We start from the raw sequence: 19142 nt of genomic DNA, 5'->3' as shown, positions 1-19142 counted from the left end.
GCATGACCGGCTCATACGCCAGTACCGGTGGAGCCTCTGCCGCTGCGGTCTTCGTTGAAACAACAAATAGTGCAAATACTCAATTTGATATCATCGACAGTACCCTGGAAACATTCGGGGCGGGTACTGCGCTAGTCTCTTCTGAACTGAATGGTAATGGATCATCTTTAGCGATTGTCAGTGGAAATACGCAAATTATCACTCATCAGGCAACCGCAGTAAGTGCGAGAGGGCCAGGTGGTAAAATTGTTATTAACCCAGGAGCATCGGTTAAAACCCTCGGCGCTAATAATACCGCTATCCAAGCAGTTTTAGGCGGCCAGGCTGATATTACGGGTAGCACTATCAGTACAGCCAGTAATGGTGCAGTAGCCATGATGGCCAGTTCCGCGAGTTCTATTATTAGTCAGGGCAATAACATCAGTACGGTGGGTAATAATGCGTATGCTGTTCAGGCTAATGACAGTGGGACCACTGTTAATGTGACTAATACCAATATAGTTACTAGTGGTAATAACGCTGATGCAGTGAATAGTAACACACAAGCAATTGTGACTATGAATCAACAGAATGCCAATATACATAGTCAAAACGGCAAAACATTTAATGCTCTTGGTGGCACCATCAATGCAGTCCTTGATAACAGTAGTGTTATTAACAATGGCATATTAATAAATGCAGATACCGATGCTAGCCTGGCGAACTTTGGTATCGTTAATGTTAATGCAAACGATATGGTTTTAAATGGTGATATCCAGTCAGGTTTAGGTAGCCAAGCTAATCTCAGCATTAACAATACACAATGGAATGGTCTTGCACGTAATGGCGGCCAGGTGAATATTGATAGTCGCGCCATGTGGAATATGATGGCAAGTTCTGACGTCGCTGAGCTGACTAACGCCGGGACAATTAATTTCTCCAATCCTATTGCAGGCGACGTATTAACTGTCCATGGTGACTATATTGGTAATAACGGTAACTTATTGTTTAATACTGAATTAAATGACGACAACTCCATAACGGATAAAATGATCGTCGAAGGTAACACTTCAGGGAACACCTTCGTCAGCGTGACTAACGCGGGTGGCACTGGCGCGACAACGTTAAACGGTATTGAATTGATTCAGGTTAATGGCTTATCTGGCGGTGAGTTTATTCAAAAGGATCGTATCGTTGCCGGTGCTTATGATTATTCATTGATGCGCGGTTCTGATGCTAATGCCAATAACTGGTATCTGACTAATGCTGTTATTCCTACGCCACCTTCAGACCCAACAGTTCCATCTGCTATGACTGAGCGTCCAGAAGCTGGCGGCTATACTGCCAACTTAGCCTCGGCTAATAATATGTTTGTCACTCGTTTGCATGATCGTTTGGGCGAAACTCAGTATATCGACGCACTGACTGGCGAACAGAAAGTAACCAGTATGTGGTTGCGTAACGAGGGTGGGCATAACCGTTTCCGTGATTCTCAAGATCAACTGAGCACACAGGCTAACCGTTATGTGCTGCAATTAGGCGGAGATATTGCTCAGTGGAGCAATAACGACATGGACCGTTTCCATCTGGGCGTTATGGCTGGGTATGGTAACAGCAAAAGCACCACCATCTCGCAAGTGTCCGGTTACAACGCTAAAGGGTCAACTGACGGTTACAGCGCCGGTGTCTACGGGACCTGGTATGCCAACGAGGCCGATAAGTCCGGCTTATATGTTGACAGTTGGGCGCAATACAGCTGGTTCAACAACACCGTTGACGGTCAAGATTTGAATACTGAAGAATATAAGTCTAAGGGGATAACTGCCTCGGTTGAGAGTGGTTATACCTTCAAAATCGGTGAAAATGCCGCTAAAAATGCCACCTACTTTATCCAGCCTAAAGCGCAGGTGACCTGGATGGGTGTGAAAGCTGACGACCATAAAGAAGCTAACGGCACGAATGTCTCTGGTGAAGGTGATGGCAATATTCAGACCCGTCTGGGTGTGAAAGCCTTTATGAATGGCTATAGCAGCCAGGATAAAGGTAAAGACCGAGTATTTCAGCCATTTGTAGAAGCAAACTGGATCCATAATACCAAAGACTTTGGTGTCACTATGGATAACGTGACAGTGAAGCAAGATGGGGCCGCCAATATCGGTGAATTAAAAGTGGGTGTTGAAGGCCAAATCAATAAAAAAGTTAACCTGTGGGGTAATGTTGCCCAGCAAATCGGCAACAAAGGTTACAGTGATACCGCTGTAATGCTAGGTGTGAAATATAATTTCTAATCTAGATTTCTATATTAGATATAAGTAAATAAAAATCAGATGATTATGGCCTGCTACAAATAGCTGAAATCTTAAGTTCTAATAAACTTAGCTATCAATTTTTCTGGCAGGCTAATTGACTTTCCCTTTAGATAGCCGCTGTTTTCAGCGAAGCATTATTGGGGGAAGGCATGGCGATTTTTGGCCTTTAGCAATGATGTTCACTACGGCTATATTTATCTTTCCGAGAGTATCATCAGTAAATACATCACTATTTCGCAGTGGATTTTCTTATTTTCATTCATTAGTTAAAAATAAAAGGAATTATTATATGAACTATTTTATCCTCAGTCAGTGCGGGCTTATGTCTTTCTCTTTCAAAATACTATTGAATGATGTGCTATACCAACATTCAGAAGACTCAGTAATAAGGGTTTACCGTTCTATTCCCTCACTGATAAAAAATATAGATGGGAAACTCAAGCTGATACTACTTGACATTACTGGATTCAAACATAGTGAAGTTCATGATCTATTAATTAAAATAAAGTCATCCCACAATGTAGGGATTATTTTATTTTGTGACAACTACTCTGACCTGTCTAACCTCCCTAATATATATCATGCAGTCATATACAGAAAAAGTAATATGCCTTACATCAAAAAAACAATAGGGACAATATGTCACAACCGCTATGGCGGTCATTTCATACCTCTTGATGACGATAATCTTGTTAAAAATAAATTAACTAAACGAGAAAATGAAACATTACAATGTATTATATCAGGTTTAAATTCTGTTCAGATTTCAAAAAGGTTATCACTCAGTTATAAAACCGTCAGTGGCTATCGTCGTAGTATCTGTAGAAAATATGGCATTAACAATTTAAATGTTTATTATTTAAAATATAGAGAAGAAAGTCAGTAGCCGCGCGCCTCATTAACGTAATAGGACATACACTACCGCAAAAGTAGTCGCTAATCGTGCGGGCTAGAGTATTAATGGAAAACTTTCCCATTTTTTCAAAGCTACCCTATAAACTGGTGTACCAATCTAGTTGCAAGATCGGCATTTTCTGCATCAAAGTTGGCATTATCCCCATCACAAAACCCATGATGGCTGCTGAATATGCGGCTATCAACATTAGGATATTTTTTTAGTTCACTTTGCAGGATTGTCGTGTCGAAAGAAGCCTCATGTCGGGCAAGGATGACAAGGGCTGGACAAGGTGGCGCAATATCGCTGTGCTCGCGGATACGTGAACCGTAGTGGCAGACAACCCTTGCACATAACCCGCTTCTGGCCGCAAGCGTGGCTCCAACACTAAATCCTACGAGGATAAGATTGTCATACTGTGGCCGCAGAGTCTGGAGCAGAGTAACGATATGGGATGTGTCAAAACCTACATTTTCAATAAAATAGCGATATGCCTCATTCTGCTGTGCATAGCTAAATGGCTCATCACGCCCAATAAGATTGAGGCAATAAACGTCCCTCTCCATCGCATGATATTCATGACACACCCGCCTGATATGCGGATTAATACCATAAATCTCATGTAGTACTACGATGGCGGTATTGCTTCCACATTTTAGCTCTAGCATTAGGCGTTATCGATTTCCGTTTTGTGCACCCAGGCTGACAAATACCATTCGGCAGTAAATGGTAGGACACTCCGCACTGTCACTCACTCATGTAGAGATTTTGTGCTCACTACATCATCGAAAAGTCACACAAAAAATAACTTTCAATATCAATTTATTATATAGCCAAACTATTTTCTACATCGTCTTCCAATCCTTGCGCTGATTGAAGACCAAAATGACTATTACGTCTCACATTGAGTAAAATCACCCCATGATTTGCCACTAACCTCTAAATGAGCAGCATAACTAACCAGAATTACGATTTATACTATAATAAACAATAAGATGCCATACACTGGCTTCGGTGATGTGAAGCCAGCATTACGCTAATTGAAAATAACTACTCTTCTGTCACTGGCATAAACTCGGCCAATTTCTGCTTCTGTTTACCCCGGTCATCCAGGTTAGCTGAGCTTAGCCAAAGCTGTATAGCTCGCCGAATCCCTGGCCATTCACTCTCGATAATAGAATACCAACGGGTGTCACGACTATGCCCTTTGGATACTTGTATTTGTCTGAAAGTACCTTCGTATTGAAATCCCAAGCGTTCTGCCGCTTGAATCGCTGGCTGGTGCAAACTGTCACACTTCCACGCACATCGCCGGTATTGCAAAGTATCCAGCGCATAGGATAGCAAAAGAAATATTGCCTCAGTGCTGCATAAAGTACGTTTCATCAACGGTGACCAGTTAATCCAACCGATTTCTACCGCCCCATTCTCGGGGTCAATGCGTTGTAACGCGATAAAACCTACTGCTTTTCCGGTGGAGTAATTGATGACTGAATAAAAGAGAGGGTCCTTACTTGCACTAAGAGAGGCAATATAATGGTCACATTGCCTAATTGTGATGGGGCGATTAATGTGAAAGTAAGTCCAGTCACGCTCGTCATCAATGCTGTGCCAGGCTTCAAATAGATCCTTGCTATGCTTGATATCAATAGGTTCAAGGAGGCAATAGTCTCCTTTGAGGATAATCCGTTGGGGAGTTGTTCGAGGCAACCAGTCGGGTAATGATTTGCCCAGTGCTTGCCCATAGATATTTAATTCTGTCATTATAAATCATACCTGTGTTATGAAATTTATAAGTTTTCGGCAAGTTTTTCAAAAAACTCAGTGAATCCACCCTAAAATAATGTCACTTTGATCTTTAACTTTTCCAATCGTGCTGATTTCTCCAAGAAAAAAGTGATATTGGCCGTGCCCATAAATTCAAATTATTCAGAAAACACATCCTATTTTTGAATAATTAAGTCTTATAAAGAATGACACTTCTTGATAATTTGTTATGTGATATCTATTGAGCAATTCAATTTTAAATTTAATAAACCACATTAGATCATGATAAACATGAGTATTTCACCTTTTATTTATTGTACTAATTATAACCAACTCATTTAATCAAGTGAGCTAATAGGTCTAATCTTGATGGCCTAATGTATAAATATAATTTTATCACTTCATTAAAAACACATTATTTACTCTATAACAAAAAAACAACTCAAGATAAAATCTCAACCGCCGATAATAATAAAGATGAAATATAAAACAATTTACTCAACTGTTTTATAGACACCGAAATTAGTTATTAACTGCCTTTCCAAGGTATCTTTCCCGTGTCCGACATTTGAGGTTTAATAACATGAGATTCATACAAAATATTAAAATAAGAACGGCACTTATACTCATTCTCATCGTGTTTTCACTGTTGTGGGCCGGGGCATCAGGCTTTGCTTTATACTCTCTTAAGCAATTAAACCAAGAGCTAGGTGTAACCCATACTCAGCAGCAAAATGGCGATATTATTAATAGTGCCAATGCACAATACTACCGCGCGACAACAGCGATGGAACGTGCTATGGGAGCAATGGCGAAAAATGACACTGGAGTTTTCGATCTTGAGATGAAGGCAACTCTTACCGAATTAGACGGCCTTAAAAATGGGCTCAGTCAATTTAAAACTATTGATCATGGGAAAATTGACTCAACCACAATAGATGATATTTATAACAGTTCTTTTAATCTCTATAACAGTGCAGTTTTGCCGATGTTTGAATCAGCAAGAGAGAAAAATATAAACAATTTTGAAGTAATAAAAACAGGTAAATATCTTCCGTTAAGACGGAACTTCAGTGCAGCGATAGACAAATACAACGCAAAAATTATATCCCTAAATGAAGAAGCAAATCAGCGGATTTCCCAATGGCTAGTGTGGTGTCAATATATCCTAGTCAGTGCGTTATTAATCAGTGTGCTGATCATGGTAACAACCGACCGCTATCTGGTTAACTTTCTCGTTAAGCCTTTGAACAGAGTAAAAGCTCATCTTGAATCTCTGGCACAAGGCATACTTGACCACAACATCGTAGATCAGGGTAGAAACTGTATTGGCCAGTTAATTCCTTATATTAACAAGATGCAGGATAACTGGGCCAAAACGGTGTTTGAAATCCGCAACAGTGCGGATTCGATTTACAGGGGTTCTAGTGAGATATCAGTCGGAAATACCGATTTGTCTTCCCGAACTGAAGAACAAGCCTCGGCGCTGGAAGAGACCGCCTCCAGCATGGAACAACTCGGTTCAACCGTTCAGCAGAATGCAGATAATGCCGGTCAGGCAAGTACACTGGCGAACCAGGCCACTCGGGAAGCACAACAGGGCGGCGTAATTGTCAGTGGCGTCATTGCCACCATGACGAAAATTACCAGCAGCTCACATAAAATCGTCGATATCATTGGCGTCATCAACAGTATTGCGTTTCAAACCAATATTCTTGCGTTAAATGCCGCGGTCGAAGCAGCACGAGCAGGGGAACAAGGCCGGGGATTTGCCGTTGTCGCCAGTGAAGTGAGAAATTTGGCGCAACGCAGCGCACAGGCAGCAAAAGAGATTGATGTGCTGATCAATGAGTCAGTTAAAAATATTAAATCCGGGTCTGAACAGGTGACGCGAGCAGGTGATGCGATGGACAAAATCGTGAGCTCAGTCAGCAACGTAAATGACATTATGAGCGAAATAGCCGCAGCCTCGACCGAACAGAGTAAAGGGATCAGCCAAATTGGTTCTGCGGTGGTTCAAATGGACAGCGTCACGCAGCAAAATGCCGCCTTAGTGCAGCAATCTGCTGCTGCTGCTGCCTCGCTGGAAGAGCAGGCTCGTCAACTAACAGAAATTGTCTCGGTATTTAAAATCAAAGGAAAGGCACCTGGCGTTTCAACAGGCCCTCTGCTCAGGCCAAAGACACGAATTAAGAGTGTCGCATTAGTCGCAGAACAGGGCGGCTGGACTAAGTTTTAATGTTACCGCCCTTCGCTGCCTGCCAGCGAAGGGCACAGCGAAGGGCACAGCGAAGGGCACAGCGAAGGGCACAGCGAAGGGCACAGCGTACCCTCAATGATTCCCCCCTCATACTCCCACAGAGAAATATTGCCCACTGCCAATACCTCAGCGGTATATCCTCCTGTTTTTATGCGCTCTCTTTCTCAGCGACTTCTGGAGAAAATTTATAAATCAATAAGGATTCCACCGGATATAGGACCGCTTTCGCTGCGGGCATACCAAGCAGATATCCCTGGCCAATATCACACCCAATATCCTGTAGACGCACAAGTTGACTGGTGTGTTCGATACCTTCGGCGGTGACTTTCACCCCCAGAGAACTGGCCAATGAGATAATGGCACGTACGATTTTTTCTTTTTTTTCATTGTGTTGGAAAGTATCGATGAAGCTCTTATCAATCTTTAACTTATCAAATGAGAAGTTGCAAAGCTGAGAAAGGCTGGAGTAACCGGTACCAAAATCGTCTAACGCAATTTTTATTCCCTCATCCCTCAGTTTTTTAAGCGTAAATCGGGCTACATTGGCATTCTGAAAAAGTGCACTTTCCGTGATTTCTACCTCCAGACGATCTGCGGGCAGCCCCAACTCATTCATGACACTCATGATGTGCGTGCTCAGTTGCTTATTACACAGCAGTATCGGGGAAATATTAAATGACAGTACCAGATGAGCAGGCCAGCTTAATGTTTCGAGACAGGCCCGCCGAAACAACTGCTCCGTCAGCTCAGAGATTTTACCCATCTCTTCTGCCAGAGGGATGAATAGAGTAGGGGAAATGAATTTGCCTGGGGAAATCTCCCAGCGCGCAAGGGCTTCAAAACCGACTGTTTTTTCGGTTCTCAGGTCCACTAACGGCTGGTAATAGACAGAGAAAGCATTACTCGCCAACGCTTTCTTAAAATCACTCTTAAGTTGGGCTCGGGATAAAAGTGTATTCTGCATCAAGGGAGTAAAGACTCGGACTTCCTCACGACCGGCCTTCTTAGCAATGTACAAAGCACAGGCCGATTGCTGAATAGCTTGTCGAAGATCGCCAGAATCTTCAGGATAGCGGGAGATACCAACATTGGCGGCTATATTAAAGGTAAAATCGCCAATTTGAATAAGGCTGCAAATAGTCTTCACTATGCGCTCGCCCAGCAATGATAGGTCTGCTTTATCTTTATTTGACTTTAATACCAAAAACTCATCACCACGTAATTTATAGACATTATCTGGGAACATATAAGAGAGGCGCTGTCCAACCAGCTTAAATATTTCATTTCGGTGGTCGTAGTCGAGCAGATCGTTGACATCTTTAAACTTATTAATCTCTATACTTAGAACCACATAATTTAGTGCATCTTTATTCTTAGCAGAACGTGAAATATAAGAGTCGAGAAATTTTTGGTTAGGTAGATCCGTTAAGATATCATGGCTAGACATCCAGTTGATGCTCTTTTCTGCCTCAATACGTTTCGCTATCTCCTTTGACATTCTGTTTATTCGCAATGAGCTATAGATAAACCCCAGCAATCCGGTGACATTTAGTGCAATAAAAACCGCATCTAGATTATATTTCTTATATTTTGACAAATAGGGAAACAGCACCTCACTTAAATTAAATATGAACACAAAAAAATATGCGATTAAAAATATAAACCCACCAAATAAAAATTCAATCTTTATATTATCATGAGATGTTGGCAACATAAGTATCCCTTAAGATAATAATATTATCTTCATAATGTCATATGATGAACCACCCTATCTCGCCTAACACAACGACAATATCAAGCCATCATCCAGTTGATAATGAGTTATCGGCAAAATAAATATAAAGTTTAGATATAATCATTTTTTAGTCGATCAAAAAATTATTTTGACACTTTTGACAAAAAAACCATTTTGTTTATCGGGCAGAAAAAAGGTACTTCGATCAAGTGATAGTATACTCTCTGACAGAAATAAAGATGGATTATCAGCAGCTTAATTTTACATCCTAAAATCAGGAGGATTATGAAATTGCCTTTTCAACAGGTTATTATATTTGTCACACTATACTGCACGTATTTTCACTGAGAACCAGAGAGTGATAAGCTTTAAAGATAATCCATTCTCGGATTTCAATATTAGCGTAAGACACGTACGAATGAAGTAATGGTTTTATCGTCAGCTTGATTCTAACTCTCTGATTTTAATTCTCGAATTTGCTGAGAGATGACGTTAAAACGCGCAATTCACCAAATCAAACTGCATCATCAGGTGATTCCGGGGGCCGAAGCGATGTCATTACTGACCGAGCACACCTTTCCCCGTCATTCCCATGACGAGTTTGGCATCGGTATCTTTGTTCAGGGATCACAACATTCATGGCCCCATTCCCGAACGAAACGCAACAAACCATCATGCGTTATGCAGCGAGTAGATACTCTAAAAATACCTCATTCGGTGAGCTGTATTCCAGAGATTTGCGCCCCCGAGTGTTGAGGATGTGCTCCAGTCTCGCAATATCTTCATCGCTGACGCCATTAAAATCGGTTCCTTTCGGATAAAACCGCCGTATCAGACCGTTGGTATGCTCATTCAACCCCCGCTCCCAGGAATGATAAGGCCGGGCAAAGTAAACCTTTGCGCCCGTTACCTGAGTGATGTCCTTATGTTTCGCAAACTCGGGTCCGTTATCTGCCGTCAGGGTTTTAAACTCGCAGAAAGTATTCGCCACGATGTCCCTGAACGCTTCCACGACGCTCTCAGCGCACTTATTGGGGAGTTTACGGATAATGACCTGCTTTGTGGCTTTGTCCACGACCGTCAGCAGGAATGACTTCTGGTCTTTGCCAAAAATCGTATCGATTTCAACATGCCCGGGAACCTGTTTGAGTTCAGCCTCAGCAGGCCTGTGCTCAATGCCAACCCTGTCCGGGATGGGCGTGCGTCCGGGCTCACCCGTATCATAGCGATAGCGTTTACCCCGGTGAGGGAGCTGAAGGTAAAGCTTACCGCCAGCCTGTCTGTCCGAACGGATATAGCGGTAGAGGGTATTTTTGCTGACGGCGATATCAAACTGGATTTTCAGTCTCCCACAGATAACCTCAGGGGAGGTATGTACAGCCAGCGCCTGCCGGAGAAAGTCTTGTGTCTGCTGGCCCAGAGGGACACAGGCATTGTGTGCCGAGGTGGCGCCCCGCCGTTGTCTGGCTAAGGCATCAGCGCGTCTGGAGGAGTAAAGTCCGTTGAAGGCGGGGTCCGTATTACGTCTGAGCTCCCGGCTCAGGGTAGAGCGAGAGACATCCAGTTCTCTGGCAATGCAGGACTGATTAACGCCTTCAGCTTTTCGTTTTTCGATGTAAAAGCGCTCATGCTGAGTCAAATGTTTTCCCTTCATGCAACAGGGTCTCCGACAGGGTCAATACGGCTATTTTATCCGTACCTGACCGGTGGGTCACTTTGTTGCATTTCGTTTGGGAATTGGCGATGGAGTAACATCGGCAGAGTTGAGTCTTCAGCCGGAGATATCATCATGGTCAACCCCGCTGAAATTCATGATGATCTACCCGTTCAAGGCGCCCGTAGCTGGCATATGATTTATATCAACCCGGCAGTCATTGCATACGAACTGCGGGAATGGCCTCAGGCAGAAAGTGACAGTGACTAGGGCGAATCGGCTATGCTCAACATCACTACAACGTAAAGCCGGATTAAAGTGCGAAATACGCAGAGATAAGCTATTGGCCCCTCTTGTTAGGGAGGGGCTAACAATTATAACGTATTGGTGAAGGTTCGGGAGACCACATCCTGCTGCTGCTCGGGCGTCAGGGCGTTAAAACGTACGGCATAACCAGAAACACGGATGGTGAGATTTGGATAGTTTTCTGGATGTTCGATGGCATCCAGCAGCATATCGCGATTCATGACATTGACATTAAGATGCTGCCCACCCTCCATCGACTCATCATGGTGGAAATAACCATCCAGCAGGCCGACCAGATTATTATTACGCACCGCCGAGTCCTTGCCCAAGGCCGCAGGGACAATCGAAAACGTGTAAGAAATCCCATCTTTGGCATATTTGAACGGCAGCTTGCTGACAGAGGAGAGTGATGCCACGGCCCCTTTGCGATCACGGCCATGCATAGGGTTGGCACCTGGTGCAAATGGCATACCGTCGCGTCGGCCGTCGGGGGTATTACCCGTTTTCTGTCCATACACCACATTAGAGGTAATAGTCAGAATTGACTGCGTCGGCACTGCATGGCGATAGGTTGGCAGCTTGCTGATTTTCTTCATAAAACGCTCAACTAAATCACAAGCAATAGTGTCGACACGCTCGTCGTTGTTACCGTACTGAGGATATTCGCCCTCAATGGCAAAATCGACAGCCAGCCCATCGGCATCACGGATTGGTTTAACCTTGGCGTATTTAATGGCTGAAAGCGAATCCGCCGCTACCGAAAGCCCGGCGATACCGCAGGCCATGGTGCGATAAACATCGCGATCATGTAGTGCCATCAGTGACGCTTCGTAGCTGTATTTGTCATGCATATAATGGATGAGATTCAGGGCGCTGATATATTGCACCGCTAACCAATCCATAAACACGTTGAGGCTAGCCATCACCCGTTCATAGTCCAGCACGTCATCGGTCATCGGGGCACATTTCGGGCCGACCTGAATTTTGAGTTTTTCATCCATGCCACCATTGATGCAATACAGCAGCGTTTTAGCCAGATTGGCGCGCGCACCAAAGAATTGCATTTGCTTACCGATCACCATCGGGCTAACACAGCAGGCAATCGCATAATCGTCGCTATTAAAATCTGGCCGCATCAGATCGTCATTTTCATATTGCAACGAAGATGTCTGAATCGAGACATTGGCCGCATAACGCTTAAATGCCTGTGGCAACGCCTCCGACCATAAAATGGTTAAATTAGGCTCCGGCGCTGGCCCCATGGTTTCCAACGTGTTGAGATAACGGAAGGTATTCTTGGTCACTAAGGTTCGGCCATCCAAGCCCATTCCGCCCAGCACTTCCGTGGCCCAAATCGGATCACCGGAGAACAGTGAATCAAACTCAGGTGTCCGCAGGAAACGCACCATGCGAATCTTCATGATGAAGTGATCAATAAGCTCCTGCGCCTGCTGCTCGCTCAACACCCCGTTGGCTAAATCGCGCTCGATATAAATATCGAGGAATGTCGCGGTGCGGCCCAGTGACATCGCACCACCATTTTGCGATTTCACCGCGGCCAGATAACCAAAATAGAGCCACTGAATAGCTTCTTGAGCATTTTTGGCCGGTCCTGAAATATCGCAACCGTAGCGTGCGGCCATGGTTTGAATCTGCAACAGCGCGTGGCGATGCTCAGCCAGCTCTTCGCGCAAACGAATCACACTTTCCAACTTAATACCTTGCTCAAGTTGTGGCTGTAAATCGGCAAACTGTAGCTCACGTTCCCGCACCAGATAGGCAATGCCATACAGTGCGATACGCCGATAGTCGCCAATAATTCGCCCTCGTCCATAGCCATCCGGCAGGCCGGTCAAAATGCCGGATTTACGACATTTCAGCATCTCAGGCGAATAAACATCGAACACGCCTTGATTATGGGTTTTACGTAAATCAGTGAAGATATATTTGAAGTTGGCATCCATCTCACGGCCATAGGCGTCAAATGCGCTTTGCACCATGTTGATACCGCCAAAAGGATGTAACGCACGCTTCAGGGGTTTATCGGTCTGTAGCCCGACGATTTTTTCCAGCTGTTGTTCAATGTAACCCGCTTTATGGGCAGTGATGGTGGTGGCAATATCATCATCAAAGTCTACCGGCGCATGAGTCGCATTCTCCAAACGAATCCCCTCCATAACCTGCTCCCACAATTTTTGGGTCGCAGGGGTGGCGCCGGAGAGAAACGACTCATCACCTTCATAAGGTTGATAGTTCTGCTGGATAAAATCTCTGACATTAATTTCGCTATGCCAATTGTTCCCGCTAAATCCGAGCCATGCATCGGCATATTTTTTATTATTTACATCAACATCAATCTTCATGAACAAACTCCAATAAACAGAATATAGCTGGTGATTTCATGGGGTTGAGGGTCAAAAAACAGCCTCGGAAACCGCTGCGTCCTGTTGCGCATAGCCAAGGCGGACCGCATCAAGCGCAATCATTTTTTCTTCATTGGTGGGGATAACTGCGGCAACGACCCGTGAGCGGGCGGTAGAGATGACATGAGAGGTTCCATGCTGTAGCCGGTTGTTTTTACCGTGATCGATGTCGACACCAAAAACGGCCAGATGCTCCAGCGTTAACTGACGGATAAGCGATGAGTTTTCGCCAATTCCCCCGGTCAGAATCAGGCCGTCGAACCGGCGCAGCGAACTGATATGCCCGCCAATATGGCGTGCAAGGCGATGCACAAAGGTATGTATCGCCAGACGCGCCGCTTCATGCCCCTCGTGATAGGCTTTCTCCAGCGTCCGCATATCAGCAGACAGACCGGAGATCCCCAATAAACCGGACTCCTTATTAAGCATATGCTCCAAATCTTCCAGACTTTTCCCGGTTTGGCGCGCCAGATATGCCAGTGCGCCAAAGTCCACATCACCACTGCGTGTTCCCATGACCAAACCGTCCAATGGGGTCATGCCCATCGATGTATCAACGCTTTTGCCGTCCTGAACCGCGCAGACAGATGCACCATTCCCCAAATGAGCGATAATCAGGCCGCAATCGCTCCCATCAAATCCGAAGAAACTCGCGGCAAGCCCTGCCACATAGCGATACGACGTGCCATGAAAACCATAACGTCGTACCCCCTGTTCGCGGAAATAGCGGTAAGGTAGCGCATAAAGATAAGCCTCCGGTTTTAATGTTTGATGAAAACCGGTATCAAATACGGCGACTTGTTTAATGCCGGGAAATAGCTGGCGTGCCGCCTCAACGCCGTGCAAATTGGCGTAGTTATGTAGCGGAGCCAATGGCGAAACCTTTTTGATTTCCTCCACCACCCAATCATCAATCAGCACTGATTCACTGAATATTTCACCACCATGGGCAATACGGTGGCCAATCAGCGAAATTGATTTATTAAGGCCACGCTTTTCCAGCTCATCGGCAATCGCTGCTAATGCATCAACATAATTCCATTGAGCCAATTGAAATTGAGTGACTCTATCAATCCGCAAAAAAGGTTTTTCAGTGCCAATACCGTCGGCAATCCCGGAGATTACCGCGTCACAATTGTCGGCGGTCAGTACTGAAAATTTAATGGATGATGAACCACAGTTAATAACCAAAACTGTAGGATTTAATGTCATGTGATTACTCCGCCCGTGTTTTTTGGGCAAAATACGGGCTTTTAAGCGCCGTCTTATATTAATTTGTAGACGATATTGAAGATGGTCAGCAGACCGACGAGGGTAACAAAATAGTTTTCTGGCCGGCCTCTGAAACGGGCCAGAGAAGGCAGTTTATGAACGGCGTACATAGGCAGCAGACACAGTAGTGAGGCGATAATTGGTGCCCCCATGGCTTCAATCAAATCAAGGATATTCGGGTTGAGATAAGCCACCACCCAGGTTGATCCCATGATGAAAAACATACTGACCAGATTAAGCTTGCCACCGGATATTTTAGTTTTATCGCCTTGGTAGCCGAACTTAATAATCAGACCATTGAGACCTTCCAACGTACCGAGATAATGTCCGAAGAAAGATTTAAAAATAGCGACCAGCGCAATCAGTGAAGCGGCATATTCCAGCGTAATGGAGAAGGTCGATTTGCTACCGGACATGGCAGAAAAATGGTTTGCCAGATAAGACAGCACTGGAATATTTTGTGCCTTAGCTTCTGCCATATTTTGCGGCGACAGCGTAAACAGGCAGCTAAAGGCAAAGAACATCACCACAGCCACCATCAACATGCTGGCCTTACTAATAATCTGAGAGCATTTTTTCTCAGTAAAATCCCGGCCAAACTCCGGTTCATATTCTTCGCGCTTTGAGACCACGAAAGAAGAGACAATCGGCGAGAAATTGAAAGAGAACACCATGATGGAAATACCCAACCACACCGTCACCAGTATGCCATCGTGTCCTAGCAGAGAAATCTGGCTCAAATCCACCTGCTCAATAACCGAGGCATTCCAGTAAGGGATAAGTGAGAGTGAGATTAATACCAGACAAGTAATAAACGGAAATACCAGAAAACTCATCACCTTAACCATCAGGTCTTTACCGAAGTAAATCACCCCAGCCATCAGCAATAGCAACGCCAGCGCCACCACACCACGGTTTAGCGGAGCCAGTTGGAGTTGATGTTCCCAGAAGGTCATAAAGGTATTGGTGATGGTTACGCCGTAAATCCACAACAACGGACAAATTGCGAAAAAATAGAGGAAGGTAATCACCACACCACCGGTTTTACCGAAGTGTTCTTCCACGGTCTCCGTAATATTGCCTGAACAATTACTGCCAGATAAACATAAACGCGCCAATGCCCGATGACAGAGAAAGGCAATCGGATAAGCCAACACCAACATAATTAAAATAGGAATTAAACCGCCGAAACCTGCGCGGATTGGAAAGAATAAAACGCCTGCCCCTATTGCTGTGCCAAATAATCCCAAAGTCCAGGTTGTATCTGATTTGCGCCACGTTTTTGTTTCGATTGCGGTAGTGGTTGTAATAGCATTATCGATATCCATTAATAAATTCCTTATTAATATATTTTACGAAATACTGCCTAATCCCGTTATTTGTGATACGCGCGATAAATCAATATTGCCGCCTGATATAATGCTGACGGTCTTTTTGCCGGTGATATAATCTTTTAGTTTGCCGCTTAATAATGCTGCGGATGCTAATGCACCTGCACCTTCGGTAATAATCTTGTTACGCTGAATAAGGTCAATCATACTTTTTCTTATTTCATCTTCACTGACCAGTACAATGTCGGTAACCAATGTTTTGACGATTTCAAAAGGTAACGTACCTGGGCGAGTCACATCACAACCATCGGCAAGCGTACCGGTTTTACGATGATTAGTAATACTACCGCTATAATAAGATGCCGCCATGCCGTGAACATTCTCTGACTGGACGCCAATAATATTAATGGTTGGATTAATAGATTTAATTGCCAGCGCGATACCGGCAATTAATCCACCGCCACCAATAGGGACAATCACATTATCGACATCATAGAGATCTTCGAGTATTTCCAGCCCGATAGTGCCCTGACCAGCAATCACTTTCTCATCATCGAAAGGGTGAATAAAAATACGGTGTTCCATTTCAATAATTTCACTGGCTTTTGCTATGGTATCGTTGAAATTCTCACCATGTAGCACCACCTGCGCAGAATATTCACTGGTCGCCGCAATTTTTGATTTAGGGGCGCAATTTGGCATCACCACCTTGCTGTTAATCCCCAACATGGCACAGGATAAAGAAACCCCTTGCGCATGATTACCCGCAGAACAAGCCACAACCCCTTGCCTTCTCTCCTCTTCGCTGAGTGAGCTGAGCTTATTGAATGCGCCGCGAATTTTGAATGACCCGGTACGTTGCATGTTCTCAAACTTCAGATAAATCTCGCCATGACAGCGCTCACTCAGATAATTCGACCTCGCTAATCCTGTTTTGTAGATATGACCTCTCAATCGTTTTTGTGCATCAATTACATCATTGAGAGTTATCGGTAAGTTACTGTAAATTTTCATCTTTCATAGCCTTGCAGATTAAAATTCCTAAGAATTATGTATTTCGTTCGGCAGGATGCTACGACACAAAAAACTGCATTAATGTGATGATTACAGCAAAAAGAAGTGAACTTGATCTTTCAACCAGTTGTTTATTTCAATAAATGTAACGCGGTCGACATTCTGTAATTTGGATTAGTTTTTATAATCTAAAATGGGCTTGCTGAGTTCGATTAGCCGTGCCACAAAAACAAGCCGCATCCTTGCGGCTTGAGCATTACGTCAAATCAAGTAAGGTGTTTAATTGCGCTATCTGTTGTCGCCACTGGCATTGCAGCTCTGGCTTCTGATGCTTGAACTTACGTGCCAGATCCTGTTTCAGCTTACTTTCTAATTCCAACAACTCAGCCAACAACTGTTCTTCTTCACTTTCCACTAACATTATCGACTCAGGTTCGAATGTGGAGGCGGGCACAGAAACTGATGCGGGTTTATCGGCCAAAATGGCATAGACCGGTTCTAGATGGTGCCACTCTTCCAACCACTGCTTATCGATTAACCAAAAACGATTGCAGCTTTGTTCAATCAATGTACGGTCATGGGAAACCAGCAACACCGCACCACTGAAGGTTTTCAGCGTATTTGCCAGCTCTTCTTTACCTTCCATATCAAGATGGTTAGTCGGTTCATCAAGCAGTAGCAATGAATAGTTAGCCAGTGTCAGGCCGATAAATAACAAGCGTGAACGCTCGCCACCACTCAAGGTGCTAACCTGCTGCTGATGCCGAAGATAGGGGAATCCGGCACCGATCAACGCCATTTTTCGCTGATCTTCGGTCAAGGGTGCAAAGGGGGCTAAAGCCTCGGATAGAGTGTCTTCGTCACGCAGTTGTTGCAGACTTTGGTCGTAATAGCCCACACGTACCCTAGGATGGAACGTCACTCCCACGTCGGCGGTCTCTGGTTGGCTAAAAGCCCGCCATAGGCAGTGCAACAGAGAAGATTTACCGCAACCATTGCGGCCTACCAGTGCGACGCGATCACCGCTTTTGACCCGAAATTGTGCCAATTCAAATAGCACCGGTGCCTGAGCCGCTGGTCGAACCCGTAAATCTGAGAGTGCCAGCACTCGGTCTGCCGCCAGAGCTTCGCCATTTAGGCGCAATTGCCACTGATTACCGGCGGTAACCTGAGTTTGATCATCCTTGAGGCGATCGACCTGCTTCTCCATTTGTTTAGCCTTACGCGCCAGCTTTTCGTTGTCATACACGCTGCCCCAGATGGCCAGTCGCTTGGCGCTTTTTGCTACCCGATCAATTTCCTTTTGTTCGGCTAAACGGCGATGACTGTCCGAGATATCTTTCTCCGCCAATGCCTGCCGTGCCTGAGTGCAAGGCAGGCGGATAAATTGCAGATTTTTGTCACGCAAAATCCAGGTACAGTTGGTCACACGATCCAGCAAACTGCGATCATGTGAAACCAGTACAAAACTGCCCCCCCAATTCAGGAGAAACTGCTCCAGCCACAGCAGGGTAGGTAAATCCAGATGGTTACTGGGTTCATCCAATAGCAACAAATCTGGCTGGCGGATCAGTGCTCGTGCCAGCAACAGACGCGTATGCTGACCACCACTTAACGTACCGGCAGTCAGTGTCCAAATGGGTTCATCAAACCCCAAGCTGACGAGCAAAACCTCTGCTTGCCAACGTTCTGGTTGATGCAGGCTATTGGGGAGGTGATTGAGCACCGCATCCAGTAAGGTGCAATCATCTAAAGCGGCGGGGAGATGTTGTTCAACCCGAGCCATCAGGCACTGGTTGGCGGTAGTGATAGTACCGGCCGTGGCGGGAAGATCACCGCTGAGGATTTTCAGCAGAGTGCTTTTTCCACAACCGTTATGGCCTATCAAACCAATGCGGTCACCTTTTTTCAGGCCGAAGGAAATCTCAGCCAGCAGTGGGCCGAAAGTGTTGTCGTAACCGACAGATTTTGCAGAAAGTAATGTGGTCATTGCTTACTCAAGTTTTACAGGCATAGAGATGCCTATCGTCAATAAAGCCGACGATAACCGGTAAGCCGGAGGGAAGTTGTCAGAGTGTTAGTTAGCTTCGCTCAAGCAGGTTATCGCAGCACGATACCGGTAACGCTTGAGCAATCACGATCACTAAAGACGAGTGAATAAAGAAACAATTCACGGGTCAACATAGTAATCCTCCTT

Annotated in this window: 13 protein-coding genes; 4 read left to right on the top strand and 9 right to left on the bottom strand. The window is 44.8% G+C overall.

The window, feature by feature from the left end; genetic code table 11:
* Nucleotides 1-2: 2 nt before the first annotated feature.
* Entirely contained in the window at nucleotides 3-2267 is a 2265-nt protein-coding gene (locus tag ACWJJO_RS01835; protein ID WP_481090566.1) for an autotransporter outer membrane beta-barrel domain-containing protein, read from the top strand.
* 310 nt (nucleotides 2268-2577) lie between these two features.
* The gene (locus ACWJJO_RS01830; RefSeq protein ID WP_442848207.1) at nucleotides 2578-3174 is read left to right on the top strand and encodes a response regulator transcription factor; all 597 of its coding nucleotides are present in this window, start codon (nucleotides 2578-2580) and stop codon (nucleotides 3172-3174) included.
* 101 nt (nucleotides 3175-3275) lie between these two features.
* Here the strand turns inward: ACWJJO_RS01830 and ACWJJO_RS01825 are convergent, their stop codons facing one another.
* Together ACWJJO_RS01825 and ACWJJO_RS01820 are read right to left on the bottom strand one after the other, a co-directional pair.
* Complete coding sequence (locus ACWJJO_RS01825; RefSeq protein ID WP_083161042.1) at nucleotides 3276-3851, bottom strand: dienelactone hydrolase family protein; 576 nt, start codon at nucleotides 3849-3851, stop codon at nucleotides 3276-3278.
* Between the two features lie 382 nt (nucleotides 3852-4233).
* On the bottom strand, nucleotides 4234-4947 hold the full coding sequence (locus tag ACWJJO_RS01820) for a GNAT family N-acetyltransferase (protein WP_083161044.1): 714 nt from the start codon (nucleotides 4945-4947) through the stop codon (nucleotides 4234-4236).
* A 586-nt stretch (nucleotides 4948-5533) separates the two neighbouring features.
* Between ACWJJO_RS01820 and ACWJJO_RS01815 the strand changes: the two genes are divergently transcribed.
* Nucleotides 5534-7189: a methyl-accepting chemotaxis protein gene (locus ACWJJO_RS01815; RefSeq protein ID WP_083161047.1), complete on the top strand. Its 1656-nt coding sequence runs from the start codon at nucleotides 5534-5536 to the stop codon at nucleotides 7187-7189.
* A 169-nt stretch (nucleotides 7190-7358) separates the two neighbouring features.
* Here ACWJJO_RS01815 and ACWJJO_RS01810 read toward each other — a convergent pair whose 3' ends face one another.
* Both ACWJJO_RS01810 and ACWJJO_RS01805 read right to left on the bottom strand, forming a co-directional pair.
* A complete protein-coding gene (locus tag ACWJJO_RS01810; protein ID WP_481090565.1) occupies nucleotides 7359-8924 on the bottom strand; it encodes a putative bifunctional diguanylate cyclase/phosphodiesterase in 1566 nt (521 codons plus the stop codon).
* 700 nt (nucleotides 8925-9624) lie between these two features.
* Entirely contained in the window at nucleotides 9625-10599 is a 975-nt protein-coding gene (locus tag ACWJJO_RS01805; RefSeq protein ID WP_481090564.1) for an IS30 family transposase, read from the bottom strand.
* 135 nt (nucleotides 10600-10734) lie between these two features.
* Here ACWJJO_RS01805 and ACWJJO_RS01800 point away from each other — a divergent pair, with 135 nt between their 5' ends.
* Nucleotides 10735-10869: a hypothetical protein gene (locus tag ACWJJO_RS01800; protein ID WP_481090563.1), complete on the top strand. Its 135-nt coding sequence runs from the start codon at nucleotides 10735-10737 to the stop codon at nucleotides 10867-10869.
* Nucleotides 10870-10973: 104 nt separating this feature from the next.
* Here the strand turns inward: ACWJJO_RS01800 and pflB are convergent, their stop codons facing one another.
* The 5 genes from pflB to ACWJJO_RS01775 all read right to left on the bottom strand — a co-directional run bounded on the left by pflB (nucleotide 10974) and on the right by ACWJJO_RS01775 (nucleotide 18935).
* Nucleotides 10974-13268 carry a formate C-acetyltransferase gene (pflB, locus tag ACWJJO_RS01795; RefSeq protein WP_420073847.1) on the bottom strand — a complete coding sequence of 765 codons (2295 nt, stop codon included), beginning with the start codon at nucleotides 13266-13268 and terminating at the stop codon, nucleotides 10974-10976.
* A 51-nt stretch (nucleotides 13269-13319) separates the two neighbouring features.
* Entirely contained in the window at nucleotides 13320-14540 is a 1221-nt protein-coding gene (gene tdcD, locus ACWJJO_RS01790) for a propionate kinase (RefSeq protein ID WP_372568557.1), read from the bottom strand.
* Nucleotides 14541-14593: 53 nt separating this feature from the next.
* Entirely contained in the window at nucleotides 14594-15928 is a 1335-nt protein-coding gene (gene tdcC / locus ACWJJO_RS01785) for a threonine/serine transporter TdcC (protein ID WP_372559960.1), read from the bottom strand.
* Nucleotides 15929-15952: 24 nt separating this feature from the next.
* Nucleotides 15953-16945, bottom strand: a complete 993-nt coding sequence (gene tdcB / locus ACWJJO_RS01780; RefSeq protein ID WP_083161057.1) for a bifunctional threonine ammonia-lyase/L-serine ammonia-lyase TdcB — start codon at nucleotides 16943-16945, stop codon at nucleotides 15953-15955.
* Between the two features lie 256 nt (nucleotides 16946-17201).
* Nucleotides 17202-18935, bottom strand: coding sequence for an ABC-F family ATP-binding cassette domain-containing protein (locus ACWJJO_RS01775; protein WP_481090562.1), 1734 nt, complete (start codon nucleotides 18933-18935; stop codon nucleotides 17202-17204).
* Nucleotides 18936-19142: the final 207 nt, after the last annotated feature.

The sequence above is a fragment of the Yersinia antarctica genome (genome assembly GCF_056636475.1).
Note: the sequence above shows the minus strand (reverse complement) of the source record. Positions and strands in the feature narration are given on the sequence as shown.